We start from the raw sequence: 26489 nt of genomic DNA, 5'->3' as shown, positions 1-26489 counted from the left end.
CGGACGCTGTCTGAGAGGTCTCTTAATGATCGTTGTGCGCGGTACGCGCGCGTGCCGCACGCCACTCGGGTGCGAGCACCGCCCAGATCTCCGTGCTGGCGCGCACCCCCCGGTGCGGGTAGTTCTCACGGAGCACGCCCTCGCGGGTCATGCCGAGCCGCCGGGCGACGTTGATGCTCGCTTCGTTGGCCGAGGACACGCGCCACTCCACCCGGTGCATGCCGCGCTCCTCGAAGGCCCAGTCGAGCAGCACCCGCAGCCCGCGCGTGACCAGTCCACGCCCGGCCGCCGCCGGCTCCAGCCAGCAGCCGGCCTCGCAGACCCCGCTCGGGGTGTCCCAGACGCGGAACAGCAGCCCTCCGACGAGCTTGCCGTCCAGCCAGATCCCGTGCAGGCTGCCTGCGTCGGCGCCGCGCTTGTCTGCGTACGACTTGATCCAGGCACGGGCGCCGTCCAGGTCGGACACCGCGTCCGCCAGGCCGATGTGCCGGCCGATGAACTCCCGCCCCCGGTCTATGTTGGCCAGCACCTCCTCGGCGTGCCAGACCTCCAGGGGCCGCAGTTCGGCGCCGTCCTCACCGAGCGATGTCGCGTACATCGTGCCGTTCTTCCTTCCGCAGTTCGTGCACCGGAACCCGGCCGAGCCTCTCATGCGCGGCGCGGCACTCGGGCGGCTCGATGCTGACGCGCGGCAGGCGGCGCTCCAGCCAGCGGGGCAGCCACCAGTTGGCGGCGCCGAGCAGATGCATCAGGGCGGGCACGAGCAGCGTACGCAGGACGAAGGCGTCGAGGGCGACGGCGGAGGCGAGCGCGATGCCGAACATGGCGATCACGCGGTCACCGCTGAGCACGAAGGCGAGGAACACCGAGATCATGATGACCGCGGCGGAGTTGATCACCCGGCTGGTCTCGGCGAGGCCGACGCGGACGGCGCGCCGGTTGTCGCCGGTCTCCAGCCATTCCTCGTACATCCGGCCGACCAGGAAGACCTGGTAGTCCATCGAGAGCCCGAAGAGCACCGAGACCATGATCACGGGCAGGAAGGGCTCGATGGGGCCCGCGCGGCCGAGGCCGAGGGGTTCGCCGCCCCAGCCCCACTGGAAGACGGCGACGACGATGCCGAACGCGGCGGCGACGGCGGCGACGTTCATCGCGGCGGCCTTCAGCGGGATGCCGAGCGAGCGGAACGCGACCAGCAGCAGGAGGCAGCCGAGTCCGACCACCCCGCCGACGAACAGCGGCAGTTTGCCTACGATCACATCCGCGAAGTCGTCGTAGCCGGCGGTGACCCCGCCCACCCGCACGTCCAGCGAGGTGCCGCGCTGCACGCGCGGGAGCACGCGGGTGCGCAGCCGGTCCACCAGCTCGCTGGTCGCCTCCGACTGCGGCGCGGACTCGGGGACGACGGTGAGGTACGCGGTGTCCCCGCCGGTGGCGTAGGTGACCGGGGTGACCGAGGCGACGCCCGGGGTGGCCCGCAGGGTGGCGTCGAGGTTGTCCAGGGCGAGTTTGTCGTCGCCGCCGTCCACCCGGGTCACCAGCGTCAGCGGCCCGTTCACGCCGGGTCCGAAGCCCTCGGCGAGCAGGTCGTAGGCCTTGCGGGTGGTGGCGGTGCGAGGGTCGTTGCCCTGGTCGGAGGTGCCGAGGCGGAGCGAGAGGGCCGGCAGGGCGAGCACCGCCACCACCGCGAGGGCGAGCGAGCCGAGCAGCTTGGGACGGCGTTCGACCAGCGCCGACCAGCGGGCGGCGAGACCGGTGGGCAGCTCCGGGCGCGGCCCCTCCTCGGCGAGCCGGCGCCGCTCGCGGCGGCTGAGGGCGCGCGTGCCCAGGTACGACAGCAGGGCGGGCAGCAGGGTCACGGAGGCGGCGACGGTGAGCGCCACCGTCAGACAGGCGGCGACGGCGACCCCGTTGAGGAAGCCCAGCCGCAGTATCAGCATCCCCAGCAGGGCGATGCACACCGTCGCACCCGCGAAGACGACGGCGCGTCCGGTGGTGGCGACGGCGTGCTCGGCGGCCTCGGCGACGCTCAGGCCGCGTTTCAGGCCGCGCCGGTGTCTGGTCACGATGAACAGCGCGTAGTCGATGCCGACGCCGAGTCCGATCAGCGTGCCGAGCACGGGCGCGAAGTCGGCGACCGTCATGACGTGTCCGAGCAGCCCGGTGCCGGCGTACGCGGTGCCGACGCCGACCAGGGCGGTGGCGATCGGCAGCAGCGAGGCGGCGAGCGAGCCGAAGGCGAGGTAGAGGACGACGGCGGCGACGAGCACCCCGACCACTTCGGCGGTGTGCCCGCGCGGGGCCTCGGTGAGCACGATCGCGCCGCCGCCCAGCTCCACTTGGAGCTCCTCGCCCGCGGCGGCCCTGGCGGTGCGCACGACGGCCCGCGCCTCGGCCGGGTCGATGTCCTCGGCCGGCCGTGCGAAGGTGACGGTGGCGTAGGCGGTGCGGCCGTCGGCGCTGATCCGGTGGGTGTCCTGGTCGCCGTACGGACCGGCCACCGAGGCCACGCCGGGCAGGGCGGCGATCCGGCGCAGGGTGCGGGTCATGGTCTGCTCGACGTCGGGGGCGCGGACCGTGCCGCTGACGGTGTGCCAGACGACGGTGTCACTGTCGCCGCCCAGGCCCGGGAAGGCGTCCTGAAGCAGCCGGGCCGCGCTGCCGGACTCTGTGCCGGGGACCTCGTAGTCGTCGGTGTACGCCGAACCGGCCAGGGTCGCGCCCGCGGTGACCCCGCCGAAGGCGAGGAGCCACAGCAGGACGGTGGTCAGGCGGTGCCGGACACACCAACGCGCGAGGTCTGCCACGGGCATGCTCCCAGAAGACGATGTGTGATCTTTGGCCGGGAACAATCGCCCATAAACCGGATATAGCCCGCAAAGAGCGCCGGATCCAGTCGCACCGCGCGTCCGCGGGGCGTCAGTCGAACTGGTCTCCGAGTGCCATGACCATCGTCCCGGCGATCAGCAGCCACAGGGCCCTGCGGGTACGGCCCTTGGCGCCGAGCCCCGCCGCGAGGGCGCAGACGGCGGCACCGAGGGCGTAGGCGGCGGGCACGAGCGCCGGGGCGGAACCGGCGGCCCGGAGCAGCGCGGCGGCCAGTCCGGCCAGCGTCAGCAGCACCCCGGCACCGGCCGCGGTCCACCGGGCCCGCCTGGCGTCCCCGGCATCCTCCTCGAACTCGTCGAGCTCCTCGCACTCCTCGTACTCCTCAGGGTCCTCGCCGGCCGCGGTTATCGGAGGCTCGGTGTCGGAATCGGTGCGTCCACTCATGGCGCGCGAGCGTACCTCCTCCGGTGGGGAAAACCTGGTGCGGGTCGGCGCCTTCGGCTGCTAGGCAGGTCGTCCGTGACCGACTCATCCCTCACCCCCGACACGCTCACCCGCCGCCTCACCCATCCGCGTTACCCCCGCAGCAACGGCTACGACGCCCGCTGGACCATCGAGAACCAGATGGGCCCGCACGCGCTGTGGCTGCTGGAGTGGCTGGCGCCCGCGCTCGGCCTCGACCGGCTGCCGCCCGGTGCCCGGGTGCTCGACCTCGGCTGCGGACGTGCCATGACCTCCGTCTTCCTGGCCAGGGAGTACGGCCTCCAGGTCACCGCCGCCGACCTGTGGGTGAAGCCCGACGACAACGCCGTACGCATCGCCGAGGCGGGCGTGGCCGACCGGGTGCTGCCCGTCCACGCGGAGGCGCACGACCTGCCGTTCGCCGAAGGCTCGTTCGACGCGATCGTGTCCGTCGACGCCTACCAGTACTTCGGCACCGACGACCTGTATCTGCCGTCCCTGACCCGGCTGCTGAAGCCCGGCGGGCGGATCGGGATCGTCGTACCGGCACTGCGCGAGGAGCCGGCGGGCATCGAGCCTCCGGAGCATCTGAAGCCCTGGTGGGAGCCCGCGTTCTGGTGCTTCCACTCGGCGGGCTGGTGGCGGCGCCACTGGGCCCGCAGCGGTGCGGTGCGGGTCGAGACGGCCGACTGGCTGGAGGACGGCTGGCGCGACTGGCTGCTGTGGTGCGACGTGGTCGCCGAGGAGAGCACGGACGACTTCCACATCCGTATGTCGCGCCGGTCCGCGCAGATGCTCCGCGCGGACGAGGGGCGCGCGCTGGGATTCGTACGGGCCGTGGGGCGCCGCAGTTGAACCCGTACGGCCCCGGAGGGCATGCCTCCGGGGCCGTACGGCTGTGCTCGGGGCTCAGCCCTCGCTGACGCCCAGCTTCTCCAGGATCAGCTCCTTGACGCGGGCCGCGTCGGCCTGGCCGCGGGTGGCCTTCATGACCGCGCCGACCAGGGCGCCGGCCGCGGCCACCTTGCCGCCGCGGATCTTGTCCGCGATGGCCGGGTTGCCGGCGATGGCCTCCTCGACGGCCGCGGTCAGCGCGCCCTCGTCGGAGACGACCTTCAGACCGCGCTTCTCCACGACCTCGTCCGGGCTGCCCTCGCCCGCGAGGACGCCCTCGATGACCTGACGGGCCAGCTTGTCGTTCAGGTCACCCTTCGCGACCAGCTCGGTGACCCGGGCCACCTGCGCCGGGGTGATCGCCAGCTCGTCCAGCGCCTTGCCGGACTCGTTGGCGGTGCGCGCCAGCTCGCCCATCCACCACTTGCGGGCGGCGGCCGCGTCGGCACCGGCCTCGATGGTGGCGACGATCGGCTCCAGCGCGCCGGCGTTCAGGATCGCCTGCATGTCGGTGGCGGAGATGCCCCACTCGGCCAGCAGCCGGGTGCGGCGGGCCAGCGGCAGCTCGGGCAGCGCCGCGCGGATCTCCTCGACCCACTCCCGGGACGGGGCGACCGGCACCAGGTCGGGCTCCGGGAAGTACCGGTAGTCCTCGGCCTCCTCCTTCACCCGGCCCGAGGTCGTGGACCCCGTGTCCTCGTGGAAGTGGCGGGTCTCCTGGACGATCGTGCCGCCGCCGCTCAGCACAGCCGCGTGCCGCTGGATCTCGTAACGGCAGGCCCGCTCCACGGAACGCAGCGAGTTGACGTTCTTCGTCTCCGAGCGCGTGCCGAACTTCTCGCTGCCCTTGGGCATCAGCGAGAGGTTGACGTCGCAGCGCATCTGGCCCATCTCCATGCGGGCCTCGGACACACCGAGGGCACGGATCAGCTCGCGCAGCTCACGGACGTACGCCTTCGCCACCTCGGGGGCGCGCTCGCCGGCGCCCACGATCGGCTTGGTGACGATCTCGATCAGCGGGATGCCGGCGCGGTTGTAGTCCAGCAGGGAGTGGGACGCGCCGTGGATACGGCCTGTGGCGCCGCCGACGTGCGTCGACTTGCCGGTGTCCTCCTCCATGTGGGCGCGCTCGATCTCCACGCGGAAGGTTTCGCCGTCCTCCAGCTGCACGTCGAGGTAGCCGTTGAAGGCGATCGGCTCGTCGTACTGGGAGGTCTGGAAGTTCTTCGGCATGTCCGGATAGAAGTAGTTCTTCCGGGCGAAGCGGCACCACTCGGCGATCTCGCAGTTCAACGCGAGACCGATCTTGATCGCGGACTCGACGCCGGTCGCGTTGACGACCGGGAGCGCGCCGGGCAGGCCGAGGCAGACCGGGCAGGTCTGGGTGTTCGGGTCGGCGCCGAGCGAGGTCGAACAGCCGCAGAACATCTTGGTCTTGGTGCCGAGTTCGACATGGACCTCAAGGCCCATGACGGGGTCGTACGACGCCAGCGCGTCCTCGTACGACACCAGGTCGGTCATGGTGGTCACGGTGAAAACTTCCCTCTCAGCCCAGCAGGACGTCGTCGTCGCCCAGCCGCTTCAGCTCGCGGTAGAGGATGGCGAGGCCGGTGACGATGCCGGCGGCGGTGACGACCGCGTCGACGAGCCGCAGCGTGTCGTTGTCGGCGCGGGCCTTCTTGATCTGCTTCATGGCGCCGACCGCGCCGAACGCGGTGGCGGCCATGGACAGGTACGTACCGGACTTGGACTTCTTGAAGCCCTTGGCCTTGGTCAGTGCGCTCACAGCGACGGAGCCTCCTCCAGCAGCGGGTGACCCCACTTTTCCACGAAGGCGGCCTCGACGGCGGCGCCCACCTTGTACAGCCGGTCGTCCTTCATCACCGGGGCGATGATCTGCAGACCGACCGGGAGGTTGTCCTCCGGGGCGAGACCGCAGGGCAGCGACATGGCCGCGTTGCCCGCCAGGTTGGTCGGGATGGTGCACAGGTCCGCGAGGTACATCGCCATCGGGTCGTCGGCGCGCTCGCCGATCGCGAAGGCGGTGGTCGGGGTCGTCGGGGAGACGATCACGTCGACCTGCTCGAAGGCCTTGTCGAAGTCCTGCTTGATCAGCGTGCGGACCTTCTGGGCGGAGCCGTAGTACGCGTCGTAGTAGCCGCTCGACAGGGCGTACGTGCCGAGCATGATGCGCCGCTTCACCTCGGGGCCGAAGCCCGCCTCACGGGTGAGGGAGGTGACCTCCTCGGCCGAGTGGGTGCCGTCGTCGCCGGTCCGCAGGCCGTAGCGCAGGCCGTCGAAGCGGGCGAGGTTGGAGGAGCACTCGGACGGCGCGATCAGGTAGTACGCCGACAGCGCGAGGTCGAAGGACGGGCAGTCCAGCTCGACGATCTCGGCGCCCAGCTCCTTGAGCAGCTCGACCGACTCGTCGAAGCGCTGGATGACGCCGGCCTGGTAGCCCTCGCCGCGGAACTGCTTGACCACGCCGACGCGCATGCCCTGGACACTGCCGTTGCGGGCGGCCTCGACCACCGGCGGGACCGGGGCGTCGATGGAGGTGGAGTCCAGCGGGTCGTGCCCGGCGATCACCTCGTGCAGCAGGGCCGCGTCCAGGACCGTACGGGCGCAGGGACCCCCCTGGTCGAGGGAGGAGGAGAACGCCACCATGCCGTAGCGGGACACCGCGCCGTACGTCGGCTTCACGCCGACCGTGCCGGTGACGGCGGCCGGCTGGCGGATGGAGCCGCCGGTGTCGGTGCCGATGGCGAGCGGGGCCATGTGCGCGGCCAGCGCCGCGGAGGAACCGCCGCCGGAGCCGCCGGGGATCTTGGTGAGGTCCCACGGGTTGCCGGTCGGGCCGTAGGCGCTGTTCTCGGTGGAGGAGCCCATGGCGAACTCGTCCATGTTGGTCTTGCCGAGGATGACCACGTCGGCGGCCTTCAGCCGCTTGGTGAGCGTCGCGTCGTACGGCGGGATCCAGCCCTCCAGGATCTTCGAGCCGACGGTCGTGGGCACGCCCTCGGTGGTGAAGATGTCCTTGAGCGCGAGCGGGACGCCGGCCAGCGGGCCGAGCTTCTCGCCGCGCTCGCGCTTCTCGTCCACGGCACGGGCCTGGGCGAGGGCGCCCTCACGGTCGACGTACAGGAAGGCGTGCACCTTCTCGTCGACCGCTTCGATGCGGGCGAGGTGGGCCTCGGTGACCTCGACGGCCGTCAGCTCGCCGGAGGCGATCTTCTCGGCGGTCTCGGCGGCCGTGAGCTTGATGATGTCCGTCATGGGATCAGTCCTCCCCCAGGATCTGCGGCACCTTGAAACGCTGCTGCTCCTGGGCCGGGGCGCCGGAGAGCGCCTGCTCGGGGGTGAGCGAGGGACGGACCTCGTCCGGGCGCATGACGTTCGTCAGCGGGAGCGGGTGCGAGGTCGGCGGTACGTCTTGGTCGGCGACCTCGCTGACGCGGGCCACCGCGCCGATGATGTCGTCCAGCTGTCCCGCGAAGTGATCGAGTTCTTCGGGCTTCAGCTCCAGACGCGCCAGCCGGGCGAGGTGGGCGACCTCCTCGCGCGTGATGCCAGGCATGCAGCGATCCTCTGGGGTGAGAGTGTGTGGTTTGGGCCCAATCCTATGGGGCGGGGACCCATGCCCGTGAAACGGTTTCCCCAGGACCTGCGCCTCAGCGGCGCCGCCCGTCCCAGGCCTCGCTCTTCAGGAAGTGGTTGTCGTACAGCTCCTGCACGTCGAGGATGCTCTCCGGGGTGGCCTCGCCGAGGCGGATGCGCTGGAGGTGGCGGAAGTACTCGAAGCGCTCGACGCCCGGGGCGATGACGATGAGCAGGTCCGCGGTGCTGCCGGGGGTGGCGGCGAAGGCGTGGGGGCGGTCCGGCGGGACGATGACCAGGTCGCCGCGGCCGGCGGTCACCACGTCGTCGCCGGAGAGGACCTCCGCCTCGCCGTCGAGCAGGTAGAACATCTCGGCCGAGTTGTGGTGGACGTGCGGACGGGCGCCGTCGGCGCCCTCGGCGAGCGTGACCCGCACGGTGGACAGCGCGCCGCCGCTGGCGCTGCTGTCGGCCAGCAGCCTGACCCCGACGGGCGCTCCGCCGACGACCTCGGCCTCGGCGTCCCTGACCAGCACGGTGTCGTCGAACCGGGGTACGAACAGTGACATGACAGGTCCCCTCGGGCCACGGGCGGGCGGGTGGGAAGACTACTCGGCGGCCGGCAGCGCGGCGGGCGGGCGTTGCCACCCGCGGGAGCCCCGGGCCAGCAGCCACGCCGTCGCCTCGTCCGGGGGCATGGCGGCGGCGACCAGCCACCCCTGCACGGCGTCACAGCCCAGGTCCCGCAGCCGCTCCCAGGTCTCGTCGTCCTCCACGCCCTCGGCGACGACCAGCAGACCCAGCGAATGCGCCAGGTCCACCGTGCAGCGCACGATCTCGGCGTCCTCGGCGTCGACCGCCAGCCGGGCCACGAAGGAGCGGTCGATCTTCAGCTCGCTGACCGGCAGCCGCCGCAGGTGCACCAGGGAGGAGTAGCCGGTGCCGAAGTCGTCCAGGGACATCTTCACGCCGTGCGCGGTGAGGCCGGCGAGGGTGTCGGCGGCGCGCTGGGGGTCCTCCAGGAGGACGTGTTCCGTTATCTCCAGCTGGAGCGCTCCGGCGGGGACCCCGTGCCGGGCGAGGCGTGCGGCGACGGATCCGGCGAAGCCGGGCGTGTGGACGTCGCGCGGGGAGACGTTGACGGCGACCGGCACCCTCAGGCCCTGTGCGCGCCACCGGGCGACCTGCGCGAGGGCCGTCTCCAGCACGTACTCGGTGAGGTGGGGCATCAGCCCGGAGGACTCGGCTATCGCTATGAACTCGTCCGGCGGCACCTTGCCGCGCTCCGGGTGCACCCAGCGGACCAGCGCCTCCAGGCCGGCCACCTGTCCGTCGAAGCGGACCTTGGGCTGGTAGTGCAGCTGCACCTCGTGCGCGTCCAGCGCCCGGCGCAGGTCGCCCAGCAGACCGAGGCGGTCCGGGGTGTTGGAGTCCCGCTTGGACTCGTAGACCTCGACGCCCGTACGGTCCCGCTTCGCCTGGTACATCGCGACGTCGGCGCGGCGCAGCAGCCCCTCGGCGTCGAGGGCGTGATCGGGGAAGACGGCGACGCCGGCGCTGGCCTCCAGGACGAGGGTGAGTCCGTCCAGGTCGAGCGGGGAGCTGAGGGCGGCGACGAGGCCGCGGGCGACGCGCGTGGCCGACGTGGTGGAGTCGGCGACGGGCAGTAAGACGGCGAACTCGTCGCCGCCGAGCCGGGCGGCCTCGGCTCCGCGCGGCAGGGCGAGCCGCAGCCGGTCGGCGATCTGGAGCAGCAGCCGGTCGCCGGCCAGATGACCGAGGGTGTCGTTCACCGAACGGAAACGATCGAGGTCGATCAGCATGAGGGCGGCGCGGGCCCCGATGCGCTCGGCGTCGTCCAGGGCGGTCCAGATCCGCTCCAGCAGCCACTGCCGGTTGGGCAGCCCGGTCAGCGGGTCGCGCAGCTGCTCCTCGGCGCGGGCGCGGGCCATCCACAGCGTGGAGTCCAGGGCGATGAGCGGGATGGCGAACAGCGGCAGCAGGATCGGCTGGGCGTCGGCGACGACGCACAGCAGGGGCGCGATGCCGAGCAGCGCCACGGCGAGCAGTCCCTGCCTGACCAGGGCGGTGCGGGCGACGGTGGGCACGCCGCCGCCGCGCGGGGCGTGCAGGTACCACAGCAGGCCGCGGCTGACGGCGAGGTAGGCGACCGCGACCAGGACGAACTGGGGGGCCGTGGCGACGGTCCAGCTGTCGGGCCGCCAGGGCTCCTCGACGCTCGGCACCCGGCCGAAGGCGCCGAGCAGCAGGGCGCCGACGCCGATGCCGAGGATGTCCACCGCGCCGTGCAGCACTCCCTGCCGCCAGCGGTGCCGGCGGGCGATGCCGACCAGGACGACGACGGTGAGGCTGACCAGGCCGGCGGGCACCCAGCCGTACAGCAGCAGGACGGCGAGGGTGAGGGCGGCGCCCGATCCGGTGCCGCCCCACCAGCGGGCGCGGCCCAGCATGACGAGGTGGCCGACGATGACGCCGGTCAGCAGGGCCAGCGCCCAGCCGACCGTGCCGCCGGGGAAGAGGGCGTGGTGGCCGGTGTAGGCGCGGTAGAAGCCGGCGCCCAGGGCGAGTCCCGCGGCGGCGACGAGGGCCGCGGGCAGCGCCGGCCAGGACAGGTGCCGTTCGGTGTCGGCGTCGGCCAGGCCGGGGGCGGGCTCGATGGCCGGCAGAGGGGCGTGGGCCTCGGCGGCGGTGCCCGGCGCGGCCGGGCGGTGCTGCGCTCCCGGCCGCGCGTCGGCCCGCCCGGTCCACCGGTACCCCCGCCACGCGACCGCGCGGCGGCGCAGGCGCAGCCGTGAGTCCGTCGCGGCGCTCTCGGTCGGTTCCATTCCCGTCCCTCTCACAGCCGGCGGTGCCCACGCCACGCGGCCCGATGCCCGACAACCATCAGCAGCTCCGCGTCGAAGAAACCTTCCCCGTGCCCCCGCAGGGCACGAGACCCGCGCCCCCGGAGGGCACGGAGATGCCCCAGCCGCAGCTGGGCACGGCAGGCGCACACCTCAACAGTAGGCCGCGGAAGGCTTCCACGGGCAGCGGTCTCCGACGGTTGCCCGAATGCGCCCGGGCCACCCGTATGCAACTGATATGCGCCGATCGGGTGGCCTTCAACCGCTACTCCCCGGTCGGAAGCGCGACTTCGGCCGCCGCTTCGGGGCCCTGCTCCAAAAGGACGTTGAAACCGTCCTCGTTCAGAACGGGAACCTTCAGTTGCATCGCCTTGTCGTACTTCGATCCGGGGTTGTCACCCACTACGACGAACGAGGTCTTCTTCGAAACCGAACCGGTCACCTTCGCACCCTGACCCTGCAGCGCCTCCTTGGCGCCGTCCCGGGTGAAGTTCTCCAGCGTTCCGGTGACGACCACCGTGAGCCCCTCCAGCGGGCGCGGCCCCTCGTCCTCGCCGGAGGACTCGTCCTCCAGCGGGACGCCCGCGGCCTTCCACTTGCGGACGATCTCGCGGTGCCAGTCCTCGGCGAACCACTCCTTGAGCGCGGCGGCGATGATCGGGCCGACGCCGTCGGTGGCCGCCAGCTCCTCCTCGGTCGCCTGTTCGATGCGGTCGATGGACCGGAACTCGCGCGCGAGGGCCTGCGCGGCGACCGGGCCCACATGCCGGATCGACAGCCCGTTCAGGAAGCGGGCCAGCGGGCGGGACTTGGCCGCCTCGATGTTCGCCAGCAGGGCGAGGGTGTTCTTCTTCGGCTCGCCCTTCTGGTTGGCGAAGACCGTGACGACCTTCTCCTCGCCGGTCTTGGGGTCGTGCTTGGGCAGGCCGCTGTCCGGGTCGAGGACGTAGGCCTTGATGGGCAGCAGCTTCTCCACCGTCAGGTCGAACAGGTCGCCCTCGTCCACCAGCGGCGGGTCGGCCGGCTCCAGCGGGCGGGTGAGCGCGGCGGCGGCCACCGCGCCGAAGTGCTCGATGTCCAGGCACTCACGGCCGGCGAGATAGGAGACGCGCTCGCGCAACTGGGCCGGACAGGTGCGGGCGTTGGGGCAGCGGAGGTCGATGTCGCCCTCCTTCATGGGCCTGAGCGCCGTCCCGCACTCGGGACACTCGCTCGGCATCACGAACTCCCGCTCGGTGCCGTCCCGCAGGTCGACCACCGGGCCGAGGATCTCCGGGATGACGTCACCGGCCTTGCGCAGCACCACGGTGTCGCCGATGAGGACGCCCTTGGCCTTGACGACCTCCTGGTTGTGCAGGGTGGCGAACTCCACCTCGCTGCCCGCGACCGTGACCGGCTCGACCTGCGCGTACGGCGTGACACGGCCGGTGCGGCCGACGCCCACCTTGATGTCGACCAGCTTGGTGTTGACCTCCTCCGGCGCGTACTTGTAGGCGATGGCCCAGCGGGGAGCGCGCGCGGTGGAGCCGAGCCGCCCCTGGAGGCGGATCTCGTCCAGCTTGACCACGACGCCGTCGATCTCGTGCTCGACGGAGTGGCGGTTCTCGCCGTAGTGGGCGATGAACTCCCGTACGCCGTCGAGGTCGTCCACCACCCGGTTGTGGCGGGAGGTGGGCAGGCCCCAGGTCTTCAGCAGGTCGTAGGCCTGGGAGAGGCGGGTCAGGCCCGTGAAGCCCTCCAGGGCGCCGATGCCGTGGACCACCATGTGCAGCGGGCGGGTGGCGGTGACCCGCGGGTCCTTCTGGCGCAGCGAACCGGCGGCGGCGTTGCGGGGGTTGGCGAAGGGCTTGTCGCCGGCCGCGACCAGGCGTTCGTTGAGTTCGAGGAACTTCTCCATCGGGAAGTAGACCTCGCCGCGGATCTCCACCAGGTCGGGCACCTTGTCGCCCGCCAGGCGGTCCGGGATCTCCGCGATGGTCCGCACGTTCGGCGTGATGTCCTCGCCGGTGCGGCCGTCGCCGCGGGTGGCCGCGCGCGTGAGACGGCCCTTCTCGTAGGTGAGGTTGACGGCGAGGCCGTCCACCTTCAGCTCGCACAGGAAGTAGTACGTCTGGTCGCCGAGTTCGCGCGCGATGCGGTCGGCCCAGGCGGCCAGCTCGTCGTCGTTGAAGGTGTTGTCCAGGGACATCATCCGCTGGCGGTGCTCGACAGCGGTGAACTCCGTCTCGTACGACCCCGCGACCTTCTGGGTGGGCGAGTCCGGGGTGCGCAGCTCCGGGTACTGCTCCTCCAGGGCCTCCAGGGACTTCAGGAGCTGGTCGAACTCCGCGTCGCTGACGACGGGAGCGTCCTTCACGTAGTACCGGAAGCGGTGCTCCTCGACCTGCTCCGCCAGCTGCGCGTGCTTGTCGCGGGCCTCGGCGGGCACCGCCGTCGTCTCCGCTTGCTTGTCGCCGGCCACCGTGTTGTCCTCCCGTTACTCTGGGTTGTCCGCGAGGGATCTCGCCGCCCGGACGCAGTGGGCGAGCACCTGGCGTGCGTAGGCGGGGGAAGCCCCCGCCAGACCGCACGCCGGGGTCACCGTGACCGCTTCGGCGAGCAGCCCCGGATGCAGGCCCAGCCTGCGCCACAGCGTCCTGACACCCCTGACGCTACCGGCAGGGTCTGACAACGGGCCGTCCGTGCCCGGCACGACACCGGCGAACAGCCTGGTGCCGCCCTCCACGGCCTCGCCGATCGTGTCGTCGTCACGCTCGGTGAGAAGGGCGAAGTCGAAGGAGACGGCCGCCGCGCCGGCCCGGCGCAGCAACGCGAACGGGACGTCCGGGGCACAGGAGTGCACCACCACGGGTCCGCCGGCGTGCGCGCCGACGACGTCCCGGAGCGTGGCCTCCACGATCTGCCGGTCCACGGCCCGGTGGGTGCGGTAGCCGCTGGCGGTCCTCACCTGTCCGCGCAGTACGGCGGTGAGGGAGGGCTCGTCGAGCTGGAGCACGAGCCGGGCGCCGGGCACGCGCCGCCGCACCTCGTCCAGGTGCAGGCGCAGGCCCTCGGCGAGCGAGGCGGCGAGGTCCCGGCAGGCGCCGGGGTCCGACAGGGCGGCCTCGCCGTTCTTCAGCTCCAGGGCGGCGGCCAGCGTCCAGGGGCCGACCGCCTGGACCTTCAGATCGCCCTCGTAGCCCTGGGTGAACTCCTCCAGGGCGTCCAGGTCCTCCCCCAGCCAGGACCGCGCCCGCTTGGTGTCCCGCCCGGGCCGGTCCCCGATCCGCCACCCGCTGGGCTCCACGCGCGCGTACAGCTCGACCAGCATCCCGGCGGTACGGCCGATCATGTCGGCACCGGGCCCGCGCGCGGGCAGCTCCGGCAGGAACGGAAAGTCCTCGAAGGATCCGGTGGCGGTCTTGGCGGCCTCGCGGGCATCGCCACCGGGCAGGGACCCGACACCGGTGGCTCCTGGGAACCTGAACTGGCTGTTTTCGCTCACCCCCGCAGGGTACGTAACGCCGGCCGGTGACCTCACAGCCAGTGAGCGCCGTACCGGCGCAACAGGGCGCGCAGACCCGGCGGATCGGCCACGGCGAGATTGTTCCGGAAGCGGCCCCGCTCCCAGGCGAGGTCCGTGCCCCCGTGGAGGCTCGCGGTGCCGATGACCAGGCCCCGGGCATCGAGCAGGGCCACCGTCAGGCTTCCGGGGCACCGGCAGATGTCACCGGTGAAGTCGCCCTCGGTGCCGAGCCCGCGCAGCTCCGCGAGGCCGGCGTCGTCGAAGACCTCGCCGAGGACCGGCCGCTCGGCGAGCGGTGCGCCGGCGTCCCCGCCCGCCAGGACCAGCGCGGCCTCGGTCCGCGGCCACACCTGCGCCAGCCAGAGCCGGATCTCGGCCCCGCTCGCCCGCGTCACCGCCCCGGCCGCACCGTCACGTCGTTGACCTCCGCGTCCCTCGGCAGGTCCAGGGCCATGAGGATGGTCGTGGCGACGGACTCCGGGTCGATCCACTTCGACGGGTCGTACTCCTTGCCCTCCTGCTGGTGGACCTTGGCCTGCATGGGGCTGGCGGTGCGGCCGGGGTAGACGGAGGTGACGCGGACGCCGCCCGCGTGCTCCTCCTGGCGCAGGGAGTCGGCGAGGGCCTTCAGGCCGTGCTTGGAGGCGGCGTAGGCGGACCAGCCGGCGTGGGCGTTGAGGCCGGCGCCGGAGTTGACGAAGATCACATGACCGCGGGCGGCCCGCAGCTGCGGCAGGAAGTGCCGGGTCAGCTCGGCGGGCGCGATCAGGTTGACGCTGAGCTGGTGGCGCCAGGACTTCGGGGTCAGGTCGCCGACGTCGCCGAGGTCGACGACCCCGGCGATGTGCATCAGGGAGTCCACCCGGTCCGGGAGCGTCTGGTGGGAGAACGCCCAGGACAGCCTGTCCGGGTCCGCCAGGTCGCCGACCAGGGTGCGCGCGCCGGGGAACTCGGCCGCCAGCTCCTTCGCGCGGCCCGCGTCGCGCGCGTGCAGCACGAGTTCGTCCCCGCGCGCGTGCAGCCGGCGCGCCACGGCCGCGCCGATGCCGGAACCGGCCCCGGTGATCACATGAGTAGCCATGCCTGCCATGCTCGCATCACCGGACGCCGAGCTGCTCCTCCAGGTAGGCCAGCGCCCCGACCGGCTCGTCCGCGAAGAAGACCAGGTCGGCCAGCGGGCGGGGCAGGAAGCCCTCGTCCTCCATGCGGCGGAACTGCTGCTTCAGGCCGTCGTAGAAGCCCGCCGTGTTCAGCAGCACCACCGGCTTCTCGGTGCGGCCGTGCTTCTTCAGCTCCAGGATCTCGGTGGCCTCGTCCAGCGTGCCGGTGCCGCCCACCATGATCACCACGGCGTCGGCCTTCTCCAGCAGCAGCTTCTTGCGCTCGGCGAGGTCGGCCGCGATGACCATCTCGTCGGCGCCGGGCCGCGCCTTGTTCGCCAGGAACTCCACGGAGACGCCCAGCAGCCTGCCGCCGGCCTCCTGCACGCCGTCGGCGACCACCTTCATCAGACCGGCGTCGGAGCCGCCCCAGACCAGCGTGTGGCCGCCCTTGCCGATCAGTTCCGCGAACTCGCGCGCGGGGCGCGTGTAGCGCTCGTCGAGATCGGCGGCGGACAGGAAGACGCAGATGTTCATGGCCACTACCGTACGGTGCCCGTCCCGGGCGGGAAGAAGGACGACCCGTCCGGACGCTGAACCGGTCATGACCCAAGGACACACGATCACCATCGAGAAGAGCACGCGGCACGTGCGCGTGGTGTACGGCGGCCGGGTGCTCGCCGAGTCCGACCGTCCCCTGGAGCTGCGCGAGACGGGCTGCCCGGTGCGGTACTACATCCCGGCCGAGGACGTACGCCTGGACCTGCTGACTCCCTCCGACACGCACACCGTCTGCCCCTTCAAGGGCACGGCGTCCTACTGGTCGCTGCCGGACGCGCCCGACCTCGTCTGGGCGTACCCGGACCCCAAGCCGGAGGTGGCGGAGATCAAGGACCACTACTGCTTCTACGACACCGACGTGTCCTGACCGGTGAGTCCCCTGTCGTACGGCAGTCTGCACGGCCATGGACAAGAAGACGACTTCACGCGACGGCACCTCCCTCGCGTACCACGTGACCGGCCAGGGGCCCACGGTGATCCTGGTGAGCGGCGCGATGTCCACCGGCGGCACCGTAATGCCCCTGGCGCAGCGCCTCGCGGACAGCTGCACGGCCGTCGTCTACGACCGCCGGGGCCGCGGCGAGAGCGGCGACACGCCGCCGTACGAGGTCGACCGTGAGGTGGAGGACCTGGCCGCGCTGCTCGACGCGGTGGGCGGCGACGCGGCGCTGTTCGGGGTCTCCTCCGGCGGCGCCCTGGTCCTGCACGCGGCGGCGAGCGGGCTGCCGGTCAGCCGGGCGGCGGTGTACGAGGTGCCGTACGCCGACCACCTGACGGACGGTGCCGCGCGGGAGGCCGTCTACAAGGAGCAGCTGAACACGGCGCTCGCCGAGGGCCGGCGCGGGGACGCGGTGGAGCTGTTCCTGCGCCTGACGGGCCTCGCCGAGGAGATGATCCTGCGCGCCCGCCAGTCCCCGATGTGGGCCGGCATGGAGGCCCTCGCCCCCAGCCTCGCCCACGACGACGCCGTCATGGGCGACGGCCTGCTCCCCCGGGACCGGCTCGCCGCGGTCCGGGTCCCCGTGCTCGCGGTCGCGGGCGGCGCGAGCCCGGAGTGGATGCACCGGGCGAACCAGGCGGTCGCCCAGGCCGTCCCGCAGGGCACCTACCGGGTCCTGCCGGGCCAGACCCACATGGTGGAGCCGGAGGTACTGGGGCCGGTGCTGGCGGAGTTCTTCACGGGCTAGGCGGGCGGAGTTCCTCGCCGAGCGGGCGGGCCGGGCGGGCTCAGACCGACGCCGTCGCGCGCGTGGTGGACGCGATCGTCGCCGAGCCCACCACGCGCGTGCCGTCGTACAGCACGATCGCCTGGCCGGGGGCGACGCCGCGGACCGGCTCCGTGAAGGTCACGCGCAGCTCGCCGTCCACGAGTTCGGCGGTCACCTCGGTCTCGCCGCCGTGGGCGCGCAGCTGGGCGGTGTAGGTGCCGGGGCCGGTGGGGGCGGTGCCGCACCAGCGGGGCTTGATCGCGGTGAGCGCGGTGACGTCCAGGGCGGCGGCCGGGCCGACGGTGACCGTGTTGGTGACCGGGGAGATGTCGAGGACGTAGCGCGGCTTGCCGTCGGGGGCCGGGGTGCCGATCCGCAGGCCCTTGCGCTGGCCGATGGTGAAGCCGTACGCGCCCTCGTGGGTGCCCAGCTTGGCGCCGGACTCGTCCACGATGTCGCCCTCGGCCTTGCCGAGGCGCTTCGCCAGGAAGCCCTGGGTGTCGCCGTCGGCGATGAAGCAGATGTCGTGGGAGTCGGGCTTCTTGGCCACGGCCAGGCCCCGGCGCTCGGCCTCCGCGCGGATCTCCTCCTTGGTGGTGACCGTGTCGCCGAGCGGGAACAGCGCGTGCGCGAGCTGCTTCTCGTCCAGCACGCCGAGGACGTACGACTGGTCCTTCGCCATGTCGGAGGCGCGGTGCAGCTCGCGGGAGCCGTCCGGGTTCACGATCACCTTGGCGTAGTGACCGGTGCAGACGGCGTCGAAGCCGAGGGCCAGCGCCTTGTCCAGCAGCGCGGCGAACTTGATCTTCTCGTTGCAGCGCAGGCACGGGTTCGGGGTGCGGCCGGCCTCGTACTCGGCGACGAAGTCCTCCACCACGTCCTCGCGGAAGCGGTCGGCGAGGTCCCAGACGTAGAACGGGATGCCGATGACGTCGGCGGCGCGGCGGGCGTCGCGCGAGTCCTCGATGGTGCAACAGCCCCGCGCGCCGGTTCGGAAGGACTGCGGGTTCGCGGAGAGCGCGAGGTGGACGCCGGTGACGTCGTGGCCTGCTTCCGCGGCCCGCGCGGCGGCGACGGCGGAGTCGACCCCGCCGGACATGGCGGCGAGGACGCGGAGGGGGCGGGTGCGCTGCGGGGTGTCAGTCATAACCCTTCCAGAGTACGGGGGCGCGGGAACCTGGACGGCCGCATATCCGTTGACGATCACATGGGGGCGACGACAGGGGCGACCACGGGGTCGCCGGCGGGCGACGGGGACCGGCGGCTGGGGCGGCGGGCCCTGCTGGCGGGCGGCCTCGCGGCGGCCGTGGGGACGGCGGTGCTGGCCCGGGACGAGCTGTCCCGGCTGTGGTGGCGGCTGCCCGGCGTGGACAGGCCGCGGGTGGCGGGCGCGGTGGACTTCCGGGGTGCGCGCTGGGTGGCGGCCTCGGCGGCGAACTACCGGCGGGCGGACCGGCCGTCCGACTACCGGGTGGACCGGGTGGTCGTCCATGTCACCCAGGGCGGCTACGCGTCGGCCGTGAAGGTGTTCCAGGACCCCGCGCACGGCGCCGCGGCGCACTACATCGTCCGCAAGGACGGGCGGGTCACCCAGCTGATCCGCGAGCTGGACGTCGCCTTCCACGCGGGCAACCGGGAGTACAACGAACGCAGTGTCGGCATCGAGCACGAGGGCTTCGTGGAGGACGCCGCGTCGTTCACGGACGCGATGTACGCGGCCTCGGCCCGGCTGACGGCGGCGATATGCGGGCGGTACGGGATACCCGTGGACCGGGAGCACATCATCGGGCACGTGGAGGTGCCGGGCACGGACCACACGGATCCGGGGCGGTTCTGGGACTGGGAGCGGTACATACGGCTGGTCCGCGCCGAGCGCGCCAAGTCCCCCGCGGCTAGGTGAGCCCGGCCGCCCGGGCGCGTTCCACGGCCGGGCCGATCGCCTTCGCCACGGCCTCGACGTCGGCCTCGGTGGAGGTGTGGCCCAGGGAGAAGCGCAGGGTGCCGCGGGCCAGCTCCGGGTCGGCGCCGGTGGCGAGGAGGACGTGGCTGGGCTGGGCGACGCCCGCGGTGCAGGCGGAGCCGGTGGAGCACTCGATGCCCTGGGCGTCCAGCAGGAGCAGCAGGGAGTCGCCCTCGCAGCCGGGGAAGGTGAAGTGCGCGTTGGCCGGGAGCCGGCCCTCGGGTGCCGGGTCGCCGCCGAGGATCGCGTCCGGTACGGCCGTACGGACGGCGTCGACCAGCTGGTCGCGCAGGGCGCCGATCTCCCGCGCGAACCACGCGCGGTGCTCGGCGGCGAGCCGGCCGGCGACGGCGAAGGAGGCGATGGCCGGGACGTCGAGCGTGCCGGAGCGGACGTGCCGCTCCTGGCCGCCGCCGTGCAGGACGGGTACGGGGGTGTACTCGCGGCCGAGGACCAGGGCGCCGATGCCGTAGGGGCCGCCGATCTTGTGGCCGGAGACGGTCATGGCGGCGAGGCCCGAGGCCCCGAAGTCGACCGGGACCTGACCGAAGGCCTGGACCGCGTCGGCGTGCAGCGGGACGCCGAACTCGGCGGTGACGTCGGCGAGTTCGCGGATCGGCATGACCGTGCCGATCTCGTTGTTGGCCCACATCACGGTGGCCAGGGCGACGTCGTCGGGGTTGCGGGCGATGGCCTCGCGCAGCGCCTCGGGGTGGACGCGGCCGTAGGAGTCGACGGGGAGGTACTCGACGGTGGCGCCCTCCTGCTCGCCGAGCCAGTGCACGGCGTCCAGGACGGCGTGGTGCTCGACGGGGCTGGCGAGGACGCGGGTGCGGGCCGGGTCGGCGGAGCGGCGGGACCAGTACAGGCCCTTGACGGCCAGGTTGTCGGCCTCGGTGCCGCCCGAGGTGAAGACGACCTCGCTGGGGCGGGCGCCGAGCGCTTCGGCGAGGGTCTCGCGGGATTCCTCGACCGTGCGGCGGGCCTGCCGGCCGGATGCGTGGAGGGAGGAGGCGTTGCCCGTGATGCTCAACTGGGCGGTGAGTGCCTCTGCCGCCTCCGGGAGCATCGGGGTGGTCGCGGCGTGGTCGAGGTAAGCCATGGTGACGCCGATTCTACGGCGCCGGGTCCCTGCGGTCGGCCTCGGCCGGGATCAGGTGCCGTTCGCCGGTGGGCGCCTTGAGTTGAGTTGGTTGCGCCTGGGCTTGGCCGCGGCGCACCCGGCACTGCGGGCCGTGCCCGACCTCCCCCCGTTCTCGGGGCTCAGTCGCTGGTCACAGGCTCCAGGAGACCGTGCCCGAGATCTGCATGGCTGCGATCAGGACCACGAGGTCGGCGATGCCGAGGGTGAGGCCCAGGTAGGCACGGCCCCGGCGGGTGGTGCCGCGCCAGAGGGAGACCGCGGCGAGGACGATGGCGACCGGGCCGAGGAAGAGGTTGAGGACGAGCAGGCCGAGGAGGCCGAGGATGAAGGACGCGACGGCCATGCCGTCCGCGTCGCGGGCGCGCGGGCGGGTGTCGGTGCGGCCGGTGGCCGGTGCGGTGAGTTGCATGGTGCTCAGCTCCTTGGGTCCGTAGGTGCTCGGGTCCTGCGTGCGGTCAGTTCGCCGAGGTGTGGCGGCGACGTCCGTGGCGCTCGCGGATCGCGAAGACGCCGAGCCAGACGGCGATGACGGCGGCCAGGACGGCGGTGACGGTCAACGGTGCGTGGGCGACGGTGCCCAGCACGACTCCGAGCAGCATGAGCGCGGCGACGAGGAACAGCATGGGATCGGATCCCCCCTCCTAGGTGCCTCGTGTTTCGGCCGGTGTGAAGTTTGGGTGAACAGTTGTAGTAACAGTTGTTCACTGACTTCGAGTCTAGCGCTCCCGACGGCTTTAAAATTCCAGAGAACAGTTGTTAACTGGATGACATGAGTCACACCCTCGGCATCCGGCAGGCCCAGAAGCAGAAGACCCGGCAGGCGTTCCTCGACGCGGCGCTCGCCCTGCTGGAGGAGCAGAGCCTGAGCAGTCTGGGCCTGCGCGAGGTCACCCGGGCCGTCGGGGTCGCCCCGACCGCCTTCTACCGGCACTTCCGCTCGACCGCCGACCTCGGTGTGGCCCTGGTCGACGAGGCGCTGGGCAGCCTGCATCCGATGGTGCGGACGACGGTGTCCACCACGGGCGACAGCGAGGAACGCATCACGCGCGCCATCGAGCTGATCGCCCGTCACGTAGACGCGTACCCCGCACACGTCCGCTTTATCGCCCGGGAACGGCACGGCGGGGTGCAGCCGGTGCGCGAGGCCATCCGGGCGCAACTGGTCCGGTTCGCCGAGGAGGTGAAGGTCGAGCTGGCCAAGGACCCGGAGGCGGCGGGCTGGAGCGAGGACGACCTGCTGATGCTCGCGCACCTCTACGTCGACCAGATGCTCATCACCGCCTCCCTGTTCCTGGAGGCGCTGGAGGCCCCGGAGGAGGAGCGGGAGCGGGTGACGCAGCTCGCCACCCGCCAGCTGCGGCTCATCAGCATCGGCCGCAGCCACTGGCTCGACTGAGCCGCCCTCAGCCCTGCCGGGCCCCTCCCGGACCGCCACAGCCCCCGCCCTGGCCGCCGCCGGGTCCGCCCTGACCACCCTGACCGCCGGGCGCGCCGCTCGGCACCCCCGTGGGCATGCCGCTCGGCACACCCGACGGCGCTCCGCTCGGCCGGTGGCCCCCGGTACCGCCCGTGGGCATGCCGGACGGCGCCTCACAGCCCTGCTGCTGACCGGGGTTGCCGCTGCCGGAGGAGGACGAGTCACCCGAGCCGCACGCGGTCAACAGCAGCGGGGACAGCGCCAGCAGGGCCGCGGCGCGGACGAGACGGGCACGCTTCATGAGAATCAGCTCCGGTGAGGATGAGAAAGTCCTGAGGGCCGCACTCAACCAACCTCGCCTTGGCGCCACTTGAGCCCGTCCTGTCCGTCAGCTGTCAGTTCCCGGGCCGGACCCCTCGTACAGCGCCGTGACCGAACGCACCGCCGCCAGCAGTTCCGCGCGCGCCTCGGGCGGGTCCAGGACCTCCACCTGGTCGGAGAGTCCGAGGAGTTGCCGTACGGCGCGGAGGTTCGGGTAGGCCAGCCGCGCGGTGGCCCACTCGCCCGTGCCGCCGTCGTCGGGCGGAGCCGTCAGCTGGGCGGCGACCAGCCGCTGGAACAGGTCGAGTCGGTCGCGCCGCACCCGCACGGTGACCTCGACCGTGTTCTCCCGTTCCTCCACCTGCCGGCGCAACACCTCCCAGGCGTCGGCGAGTTCGATGCCGGGCCGGCGCCGTACGGGCTCGTCCAGCGGCCGGGCCGAGCGGATCCGGTCGGCGCGGAACAACCGGGGCAGGCCGCGCCGGTCGGCGACCAGGTACCAGACCCCGGCCTTGGCGACGAGGCCGTACGGATCCACGGTGTACGTCCGCGGCTCGCGCTGCCCGCTGTGCCGGTAGCGCAGCTTCAGGCGCCGGTCGGAGAAGACCGCGTCCTGGAGCACCTCCAGGTCGACGGCCTGCTGCGGGCCGCTCTTCCAGCGGGTGGCGTCGACCAGGATGCGGCGGCTGGTCACCTCGGCGGCGGGCCGGTGCGGCGCCGGGAGCGCGGCCATCACCTTGCGCAGGGCCGAGCCGAGGGCCGCGTCCAGGCCGAGCGCGGCATGGGCGCCCTGGGCGGCCAGGATGAACAGGGCCCGGGACTCGTCGGCGGTCAGTCCCGTGACGTCGGTGCGGAAGCCGGGGAGGAGTTCGATGCCGCCGTGCCGGCCGCGCTCGGCGTACACCGGAACCCCGGCGGCGGACAGCGCCTCGACGTCCCGGTAGATGGTGCGGACCGACACCTCCAGCCGGTCGGCGAGTTCGGGCGCGGGGACGCGGCCCCGGGTCTGCAGGAGCAGCAGGATCGACAGCAGCCGGTCGGACTTCACGCGGCCAGGATCCCGCCCTGGCGAAGCGCCGCGCAAATGCTGACGGCAGGTGTCAGGTTATCCGCGCATCCTCTTCTCACCGACCCCGAGTACGACCACCGGAGAGGCACACATGACCAGCACCGAGTTCATCGACCCGCGCCCCCTCTACGTCCGCGCCACCGAGCAGGCGGCCGCCCTGATCAAGGCCGTACGACCCGAGGACCTGGACCGGCCGACCCCCTGTACCGAGTTCGACGTACGCGGTCTGCTGAGCCACGTCGTCGGCGGCACCCGGCGGATCGCGGTGGTGGGCGAGGGCGGCGACGGGCTCGCCGTGCACCCGTCCGCCGAGGGTGTGCCGGACGACGGCTGGGCCGCGGCCTACGACGAGGTGCGGGTCCGGGTCCTGAAGGCCTGGGAGAGCGACGAGCGGATGACGACGCCGGTACGGGTTCCCTGGGGCGAGGTCCCGGGCCACGCGGCGCTCTCGGGCTACGTCATGGAGATCGTGACACACACCTGGGACCTCGCCGAGGCGGTCGGCCACCGGGGTGAACTCGACCCGGAGCCGGCCGAGTTCGCGCTCGCGACAGCCCGCGCGGTACTGCCGGACTCCCGTCCCCGCGACGCGGAGACGCCCTTCGCCGCCCGCCGCGAGACGCCGGAGGGTGCCGGCGTCTACGAGCGGCTGGCGGCCTGGCTGGGCCGCGAGCCGCTCAGCCGAGCCTGACCCGGGCCAGCTGGCGGGACTGGGCGACCAGACGGTCCTCGCTGTCCCAGACCTCGGCGTCCTCCTCCAGGAAGCCGCCGGCCAGGTTGCGGGTGGTGATCGACACCCGCAGCGGGCCGGGGGCCGGGCGGTGGCGGACGTGGACGGTGAGTTCCACGGTCGGCACCCAGCCCTTCAGACCCATCTCGAAGGCGGTGGGCGGGAGGGCGTCCACGGCGAGGAGCAGCGAGAGCGGGTCGGCGTCGCGGCCGTCGGCGAGGCCGAACCAGGCGCGCATCTCGCCCTTGCCGGAGGGCGCGCCGAGCGCCCAGCCGAGGGTGGCGGGGTCCAGCTTGAGCATCAGCCGGTCGGCGATGGCGGAGCTGCCGTCGACCGGGGCCGGCCCGTCCTCGGGGCCGAAGCACTGCTCCAGCGGCGGCATCGCGGGCGGGGTGGCCGTCGTACGGACGTCGTCGGGGAGGGCGGCGAGGTCGCCGTAGGAGGCGAGGACGCGGATGCGTTCGACCTCGTTGCCCTCGTCGTCGTACTGGTAGAGCGAGGCCTGGCCGGTGGAGAGGGTGCGGCCGGTGCGCACGGTCTCGGTGCGGACGACCGCCGGGCCGGGCTGGGAGGCGGTCAGGTAGTGCGCGGAGACGGTGAACGGGTCCGGGTGCGGCAGGGTGTCCGCGAGGGCCCGGCCGAGCACGGCCAGCAGGTAGCCGCCGTTGACGGCGCTGATGATGGTCCAGCCGGCCGAGATGTCGATGTCGTAGACCCCGGGCTCGCGCCGGGTGACCGCGGTGTCGCGGTCGAACTCGCTGTCGCCGATCAGGGCCCGCGTGGCAGGGACGGAAGCTGCTTCTGGCATGGGTGAACGGTACAGCAGGAAACTACTAAGCGGTAGCTTTTCTCGGGTGAGCGGAGGGCGTGCACCGGCCGCCAGGTGAGGTTCCGGCAATTTCTCGGTAAGTGTCCGGACTCGTCCTCAACCCCGGGCCGCCGTTCTCCCTCTATGGGGACATGAGCCTCACCGGGACTCCGTTCCTCTACACGACCATCGTGCTGTCCGTGGTCGCCCTGATCCTGCCGCTCGTCCTGTGGTCACGGATGCGCGGACCCAGGCCGCTGCGCGCCGTGGCCCGGGTGCTGATGCTGCTGTTCGCCCAGGGCACGGCCGTCACGCTGGTCTTCGTGCTGGTCAACAACCAGAACAACCTGTACGACGACTGGGCCGACCTGCTCGGCACCGGCAACCACGTCCAGCAGGCCGCCGACCTCGGCCGGGACGGCACCGGCGGGATCGCGGTGAAACGATTGCCCAAGGTGAGACAGACCTTCACGGACGCCCAGGGACCCGGCATGCGCGCGGCCGGCGGGGTGCGCGTCACCCAGCTCAAGGGCCGGGTCTCCGGCGTGAACGCCGAGGTCTACGTCTGGCTGCCGCCGCAGTACGACGACCCGGCCTACCGGCACAGGAAGTTCCCGGTGGTGGAGGTGCTGCCGGGCTACCCCGGCTCCGCCAAGGCCTGGTTCGGCTCGCTGAAGGCCCATGAGCAGCTGCTGCCGCTGATGGAGAGCGGCCGGGTGGCGCCGTTCATCCTGGTCGCCCCGCGCACCAACCTGCTGGCCGGTGTGGACACCGGCTGCGCCAACATCCCGGGCCAGGTCAACGCCGACACCTGGCTCAGCATCGACGTGCCGAAGATGGTCATGGACAACTTCCGGGCCGAGCCGGCTCCCCGGGGCTGGGCGGTGGCCGGGTACTCGGCGGGCGCGCACTGCGCGGTCAAGCTGGCCGTGGCCCACCCCGACCGGTACCGGGCCGCGGTGAGCATGTCCGGCTACAACGACCCGATCGGCGAACGCAACTCCCTCGCCGCCCAGACCCCCGCGTTGCGCGCCGCGAACAACCCCTGTCTGCTGCTGAAGCAGGCCGCCGCACCGCCCCCGGTCGCGCTGTACCTCTCCGGCCAGTCCGGCGACGGCTACCAGGCGGGCATGGCCCTGGAGGCGGTCGCCAAGGCGCCGACCACCGTGCGGGTGGTGTTCCTGCCGCGCAGCGCGGGCGGTCACACCATGGCGTTGTGGCGCCCGCAGGTGGACGCCGTCTTCCGCTGGCTGACCCTGCAGATGGGCGAGAGCCACGCCAAGGGGCAGGACACCTCCGTCGCCGGGGGCGCTCCCGGGACTACTCCTCGGTCACCGTCGACCGGCGGTTCCACGCACGCGGCGCTCGCCAGTGGAACCGCATCGCGAGCAGACGCAGAACGAAAGCCGTGACGACCGCGAGCCCGCTGGTGAGGGGGGTGAGGGCGTCGTAGCGGATGCACAGCACGACCATCGTGGCGCCGACGATCGCCGGGACCGCGTACAGGTCGCGGTCCCAGCGCAGCAGCGAGGGCACCTCGTTGGCCAGCACGTCCCGCAGGACGCCGCCGCCGACGGCGGTGGCGAGGCCCAGCGTCGCCGACGCGGTCAGGCCGAGGCCGAAGCTGTACGCCTTCGTCGTACCGCTGACACAGAACAGGCCGAGGCCGGCCGCGTCGAAGACGAGCACCGCCGCCTGGATGCGTTCGACGTGCGGGTGCAGGAAGAAGACGACGAGCGCGGCGAACAGCGGAGTGACGAAGTACCCGAGGTCGGTGAAGGCGGCCGGGGGCACGGCTCCGATGACCAGGTCGCGGAACAGTCCGCCGCCCAGCGCGGTGACCTCGGCGAGCACGGCGATGCCGAAGACGTCGAAGTTCTTGCGCACCGCCAGCAGGGCGCCGGAGATCGCGAACACGAAGATGCCGATCACATCGAGCGTGTGCTGGACGGACGGACTGAAGAGTTGCTGGAGCTGCACCCTGACATTCTCACCTGTCGGAGTGCGTGAACCTTACAAA

Annotated in this window: 29 protein-coding genes; 7 read left to right on the top strand and 22 right to left on the bottom strand. The window is 72.5% G+C overall.

Translation table 11 applies throughout. The features are described from left to right. Positions 1-22 precede the first annotated feature (22 nt). The 3 genes from ACZ4U1_RS25800 to ACZ4U1_RS25790 all read right to left on the bottom strand — a co-directional run bounded on the left by ACZ4U1_RS25800 (position 23) and on the right by ACZ4U1_RS25790 (position 3273). Positions 23-598 (bottom strand): GNAT family N-acetyltransferase, encoded by a 576-nt coding sequence (locus ACZ4U1_RS25800; protein ID WP_467906354.1) that lies wholly within the window; start codon positions 596-598, stop codon positions 23-25. Next, entirely contained in the window at positions 576-2807 is a 2232-nt protein-coding gene (locus tag ACZ4U1_RS25795; RefSeq protein WP_467906672.1) for an MMPL family transporter, read from the bottom strand. The genes ACZ4U1_RS25800 and ACZ4U1_RS25795 overlap by 23 nt, the downstream gene beginning before the upstream one ends. A gap of 112 nt (positions 2808-2919) precedes the next feature. Continuing rightward, on the bottom strand, positions 2920-3273 hold the full coding sequence (locus tag ACZ4U1_RS25790) for a hypothetical protein (protein ID WP_467906352.1): 354 nt from the start codon (positions 3271-3273) through the stop codon (positions 2920-2922). A gap of 75 nt (positions 3274-3348) precedes the next feature. On the opposite strand from ACZ4U1_RS25790, the gene ACZ4U1_RS25785 reads away from it, so the two are divergent. Continuing rightward, positions 3349-4146: an SAM-dependent methyltransferase gene (locus ACZ4U1_RS25785; RefSeq protein ID WP_467906350.1), complete on the top strand. Its 798-nt coding sequence runs from the start codon at positions 3349-3351 to the stop codon at positions 4144-4146. Positions 4147-4200: 54 nt separating this feature from the next. Here ACZ4U1_RS25785 and gatB read toward each other — a convergent pair whose 3' ends face one another. The 11 genes from gatB to ACZ4U1_RS25730 all read right to left on the bottom strand — a co-directional run bounded on the left by gatB (position 4201) and on the right by ACZ4U1_RS25730 (position 15788). Then, positions 4201-5715, bottom strand: a complete 1515-nt coding sequence (gene gatB, locus ACZ4U1_RS25780) for an Asp-tRNA(Asn)/Glu-tRNA(Gln) amidotransferase subunit GatB (RefSeq protein WP_467906348.1) — start codon at positions 5713-5715, stop codon at positions 4201-4203. 16 nt (positions 5716-5731) lie between these two features. Beyond that, positions 5732-5971: a hypothetical protein gene (locus ACZ4U1_RS25775; protein ID WP_467906346.1), complete on the bottom strand. Its 240-nt coding sequence runs from the start codon at positions 5969-5971 to the stop codon at positions 5732-5734. Further along, the gene (gene gatA, locus ACZ4U1_RS25770; protein ID WP_467906344.1) at positions 5968-7461 is read right to left on the bottom strand and encodes an Asp-tRNA(Asn)/Glu-tRNA(Gln) amidotransferase subunit GatA; all 1494 of its coding nucleotides are present in this window, start codon (positions 7459-7461) and stop codon (positions 5968-5970) included. The genes ACZ4U1_RS25775 and gatA overlap by 4 nt, the downstream gene beginning before the upstream one ends. A gap of 4 nt (positions 7462-7465) precedes the next feature. Then, positions 7466-7762: an Asp-tRNA(Asn)/Glu-tRNA(Gln) amidotransferase subunit GatC gene (gene gatC, locus ACZ4U1_RS25765; RefSeq protein WP_031117542.1), complete on the bottom strand. Its 297-nt coding sequence runs from the start codon at positions 7760-7762 to the stop codon at positions 7466-7468. Between the two features lie 94 nt (positions 7763-7856). Then, positions 7857-8351, bottom strand: a complete 495-nt coding sequence (locus tag ACZ4U1_RS25760; RefSeq protein WP_467906342.1) for a cupin domain-containing protein — start codon at positions 8349-8351, stop codon at positions 7857-7859. A 39-nt stretch (positions 8352-8390) separates the two neighbouring features. After that, positions 8391-10628, bottom strand: coding sequence for a putative bifunctional diguanylate cyclase/phosphodiesterase (locus ACZ4U1_RS25755; RefSeq protein ID WP_467906340.1), 2238 nt, complete (start codon positions 10626-10628; stop codon positions 8391-8393). Positions 10629-10911: 283 nt separating this feature from the next. Beyond that, positions 10912-13107, bottom strand: a complete 2196-nt coding sequence (gene ligA / locus ACZ4U1_RS25750; protein ID WP_467906338.1) for an NAD-dependent DNA ligase LigA — start codon at positions 13105-13107, stop codon at positions 10912-10914. Between the two features lie 15 nt (positions 13108-13122). Then, positions 13123-14130 (bottom strand): methionine synthase, encoded by a 1008-nt coding sequence (locus tag ACZ4U1_RS25745; protein ID WP_467906336.1) that lies wholly within the window; start codon positions 14128-14130, stop codon positions 13123-13125. Positions 14131-14162: 32 nt separating this feature from the next. Beyond that, entirely contained in the window at positions 14163-14546 is a 384-nt protein-coding gene (locus tag ACZ4U1_RS25740) for a hypothetical protein (protein WP_467906335.1), read from the bottom strand. Continuing rightward, positions 14543-15241 carry an SDR family oxidoreductase gene (locus tag ACZ4U1_RS25735; RefSeq protein WP_467906333.1) on the bottom strand — a complete coding sequence of 233 codons (699 nt, stop codon included), beginning with the start codon at positions 15239-15241 and terminating at the stop codon, positions 14543-14545. Before ACZ4U1_RS25735 ends, ACZ4U1_RS25740 begins: the two co-directional genes overlap by 4 nt. A 7-nt stretch (positions 15242-15248) precedes the next feature. After that, entirely contained in the window at positions 15249-15788 is a 540-nt protein-coding gene (locus tag ACZ4U1_RS25730) for an LOG family protein (RefSeq protein WP_467906332.1), read from the bottom strand. A gap of 67 nt (positions 15789-15855) precedes the next feature. Between ACZ4U1_RS25730 and ACZ4U1_RS25725 the strand changes: the two genes are divergently transcribed. Both ACZ4U1_RS25725 and ACZ4U1_RS25720 read left to right on the top strand, forming a co-directional pair. Continuing rightward, positions 15856-16179 (top strand): DUF427 domain-containing protein, encoded by a 324-nt coding sequence (locus ACZ4U1_RS25725; RefSeq protein WP_467906331.1) that lies wholly within the window; start codon positions 15856-15858, stop codon positions 16177-16179. Between the two features lie 37 nt (positions 16180-16216). Then, on the top strand, positions 16217-16999 hold the full coding sequence (locus tag ACZ4U1_RS25720; RefSeq protein WP_467906329.1) for an alpha/beta fold hydrolase: 783 nt from the start codon (positions 16217-16219) through the stop codon (positions 16997-16999). Positions 17000-17039: 40 nt separating this feature from the next. Here ACZ4U1_RS25720 and mnmA read toward each other — a convergent pair whose 3' ends face one another. Then, positions 17040-18167, bottom strand: a complete 1128-nt coding sequence (gene mnmA, locus ACZ4U1_RS25715; protein WP_467906327.1) for a tRNA 2-thiouridine(34) synthase MnmA — start codon at positions 18165-18167, stop codon at positions 17040-17042. A gap of 60 nt (positions 18168-18227) precedes the next feature. On the opposite strand from mnmA, the gene ACZ4U1_RS25710 reads away from it, so the two are divergent. Beyond that, on the top strand, positions 18228-18920 hold the full coding sequence (locus ACZ4U1_RS25710; protein WP_467906326.1) for an N-acetylmuramoyl-L-alanine amidase: 693 nt from the start codon (positions 18228-18230) through the stop codon (positions 18918-18920). On the opposite strand, the gene ACZ4U1_RS25705 is transcribed toward ACZ4U1_RS25710, so the two are convergent. The 3 genes from ACZ4U1_RS25705 to ACZ4U1_RS25695 form a co-directional block, all read right to left on the bottom strand. Beyond that, positions 18913-20082, bottom strand: coding sequence for a cysteine desulfurase family protein (locus ACZ4U1_RS25705; RefSeq protein WP_467906325.1), 1170 nt, complete (start codon positions 20080-20082; stop codon positions 18913-18915). The genes ACZ4U1_RS25710 and ACZ4U1_RS25705 overlap by 8 nt on opposite strands. A 172-nt stretch (positions 20083-20254) precedes the next feature. Beyond that, the gene (locus tag ACZ4U1_RS25700) at positions 20255-20533 is read right to left on the bottom strand and encodes a DUF4190 domain-containing protein (protein ID WP_467906323.1); all 279 of its coding nucleotides are present in this window, start codon (positions 20531-20533) and stop codon (positions 20255-20257) included. A 46-nt stretch (positions 20534-20579) separates the two neighbouring features. Beyond that, positions 20580-20747 (bottom strand): hypothetical protein, encoded by a 168-nt coding sequence (locus ACZ4U1_RS25695; RefSeq protein ID WP_014675136.1) that lies wholly within the window; start codon positions 20745-20747, stop codon positions 20580-20582. Positions 20748-20893: 146 nt separating this feature from the next. On the opposite strand from ACZ4U1_RS25695, the gene ACZ4U1_RS25690 reads away from it, so the two are divergent. Continuing rightward, positions 20894-21520: a TetR family transcriptional regulator gene (locus ACZ4U1_RS25690; protein ID WP_467906322.1), complete on the top strand. Its 627-nt coding sequence runs from the start codon at positions 20894-20896 to the stop codon at positions 21518-21520. A 7-nt stretch (positions 21521-21527) separates the two neighbouring features. Here the strand turns inward: ACZ4U1_RS25690 and ACZ4U1_RS25685 are convergent, their stop codons facing one another. Further along, complete coding sequence (locus ACZ4U1_RS25685) at positions 21528-21842, bottom strand: hypothetical protein (RefSeq protein WP_467906321.1); 315 nt, start codon at positions 21840-21842, stop codon at positions 21528-21530. Between the two features lie 87 nt (positions 21843-21929). Then, on the bottom strand, positions 21930-22910 hold the full coding sequence (locus ACZ4U1_RS25680) for a helix-turn-helix transcriptional regulator (RefSeq protein ID WP_467906319.1): 981 nt from the start codon (positions 22908-22910) through the stop codon (positions 21930-21932). Between the two features lie 112 nt (positions 22911-23022). Between ACZ4U1_RS25680 and ACZ4U1_RS25675 the strand changes: the two genes are divergently transcribed. After that, positions 23023-23622: a TIGR03086 family metal-binding protein gene (locus ACZ4U1_RS25675; RefSeq protein ID WP_467906317.1), complete on the top strand. Its 600-nt coding sequence runs from the start codon at positions 23023-23025 to the stop codon at positions 23620-23622. Here the strand turns inward: ACZ4U1_RS25675 and ACZ4U1_RS25670 are convergent. Then, the gene (locus ACZ4U1_RS25670; RefSeq protein WP_467906316.1) at positions 23609-24469 is read right to left on the bottom strand and encodes a thioesterase family protein; all 861 of its coding nucleotides are present in this window, start codon (positions 24467-24469) and stop codon (positions 23609-23611) included. The genes ACZ4U1_RS25675 and ACZ4U1_RS25670 overlap by 14 nt on opposite strands. Positions 24470-24621: 152 nt before the next feature. Between ACZ4U1_RS25670 and ACZ4U1_RS25665 the strand changes: the two genes are divergently transcribed. Beyond that, a complete protein-coding gene (locus ACZ4U1_RS25665) occupies positions 24622-25881 on the top strand; it encodes an alpha/beta hydrolase (protein WP_467906671.1) in 1260 nt (419 codons plus the stop codon). Here the strand turns inward: ACZ4U1_RS25665 and ACZ4U1_RS25660 are convergent. Beyond that, positions 25790-26449 (bottom strand): trimeric intracellular cation channel family protein, encoded by a 660-nt coding sequence (locus ACZ4U1_RS25660; RefSeq protein ID WP_467906315.1) that lies wholly within the window; start codon positions 26447-26449, stop codon positions 25790-25792. The two genes, ACZ4U1_RS25665 and ACZ4U1_RS25660, sit on opposite strands and share 92 nt — an antisense overlap. Between the last annotated feature and the right edge of the window lie 40 nt (positions 26450-26489).

Source organism: Streptomyces sp. NPDC028928 (assembly GCF_055564915.1).
This window is presented reverse-complemented; position numbering and strand designations above follow the sequence as displayed.

Coding starts and splice junctions, on each gene's coding strand:
- ACZ4U1_RS25800 (WP_467906354.1), bottom strand. CDS start 598: ATGTACGCGACATCGCTCGGTGAGGACGGCGCCGAACTGCGGCCCCTG.
- ACZ4U1_RS25790 (WP_467906352.1), bottom strand. CDS start 3,273: ATGAGTGGACGCACCGATTCCGACACCGAGCCTCCGATAACCGCGGCC.
- gatA (WP_467906344.1), bottom strand. CDS start 7,461: ATGACGGACATCATCAAGCTCACGGCCGCCGAGACCGCCGAGAAGATC.
- gatC (WP_031117542.1), bottom strand. CDS start 7,762: ATGCCTGGCATCACGCGCGAGGAGGTCGCCCACCTCGCCCGGCTGGCG.
- ACZ4U1_RS25760 (WP_467906342.1), bottom strand. CDS start 8,351: ATGTCACTGTTCGTACCCCGGTTCGACGACACCGTGCTGGTCAGGGAC.
- ACZ4U1_RS25755 (WP_467906340.1), bottom strand. CDS start 10,628: ATGGAACCGACCGAGAGCGCCGCGACGGACTCACGGCTGCGCCTGCGC.
- ACZ4U1_RS25735 (WP_467906333.1), bottom strand. CDS start 15,241: ATGGCAGGCATGGCTACTCATGTGATCACCGGGGCCGGTTCCGGCATC.
- ACZ4U1_RS25730 (WP_467906332.1), bottom strand. CDS start 15,788: ATGAACATCTGCGTCTTCCTGTCCGCCGCCGATCTCGACGAGCGCTAC.
- ACZ4U1_RS25725 (WP_467906331.1), top strand. CDS start 15,856: ATGACCCAAGGACACACGATCACCATCGAGAAGAGCACGCGGCACGTG.
- ACZ4U1_RS25720 (WP_467906329.1), top strand. CDS start 16,217: ATGGACAAGAAGACGACTTCACGCGACGGCACCTCCCTCGCGTACCAC.
- mnmA (WP_467906327.1), bottom strand. CDS start 18,167: ATGACTGACACCCCGCAGCGCACCCGCCCCCTCCGCGTCCTCGCCGCC.
- ACZ4U1_RS25710 (WP_467906326.1), top strand. CDS start 18,228: ATGGGGGCGACGACAGGGGCGACCACGGGGTCGCCGGCGGGCGACGGG.
- ACZ4U1_RS25705 (WP_467906325.1), bottom strand. CDS start 20,082: ATGGCTTACCTCGACCACGCCGCGACCACCCCGATGCTCCCGGAGGCG.
- ACZ4U1_RS25700 (WP_467906323.1), bottom strand. CDS start 20,533: ATGCAACTCACCGCACCGGCCACCGGCCGCACCGACACCCGCCCGCGC.
- ACZ4U1_RS25695 (WP_014675136.1), bottom strand. CDS start 20,747: ATGCTGTTCCTCGTCGCCGCGCTCATGCTGCTCGGAGTCGTGCTGGGC.
- ACZ4U1_RS25690 (WP_467906322.1), top strand. CDS start 20,894: ATGAGTCACACCCTCGGCATCCGGCAGGCCCAGAAGCAGAAGACCCGG.
- ACZ4U1_RS25685 (WP_467906321.1), bottom strand. CDS start 21,842: ATGAAGCGTGCCCGTCTCGTCCGCGCCGCGGCCCTGCTGGCGCTGTCC.
- ACZ4U1_RS25675 (WP_467906317.1), top strand. CDS start 23,023: ATGACCAGCACCGAGTTCATCGACCCGCGCCCCCTCTACGTCCGCGCC.
- ACZ4U1_RS25670 (WP_467906316.1), bottom strand. CDS start 24,469: ATGCCAGAAGCAGCTTCCGTCCCTGCCACGCGGGCCCTGATCGGCGAC.
- ACZ4U1_RS25665 (WP_467906671.1), top strand. CDS start 24,622: ATGAGCCTCACCGGGACTCCGTTCCTCTACACGACCATCGTGCTGTCC.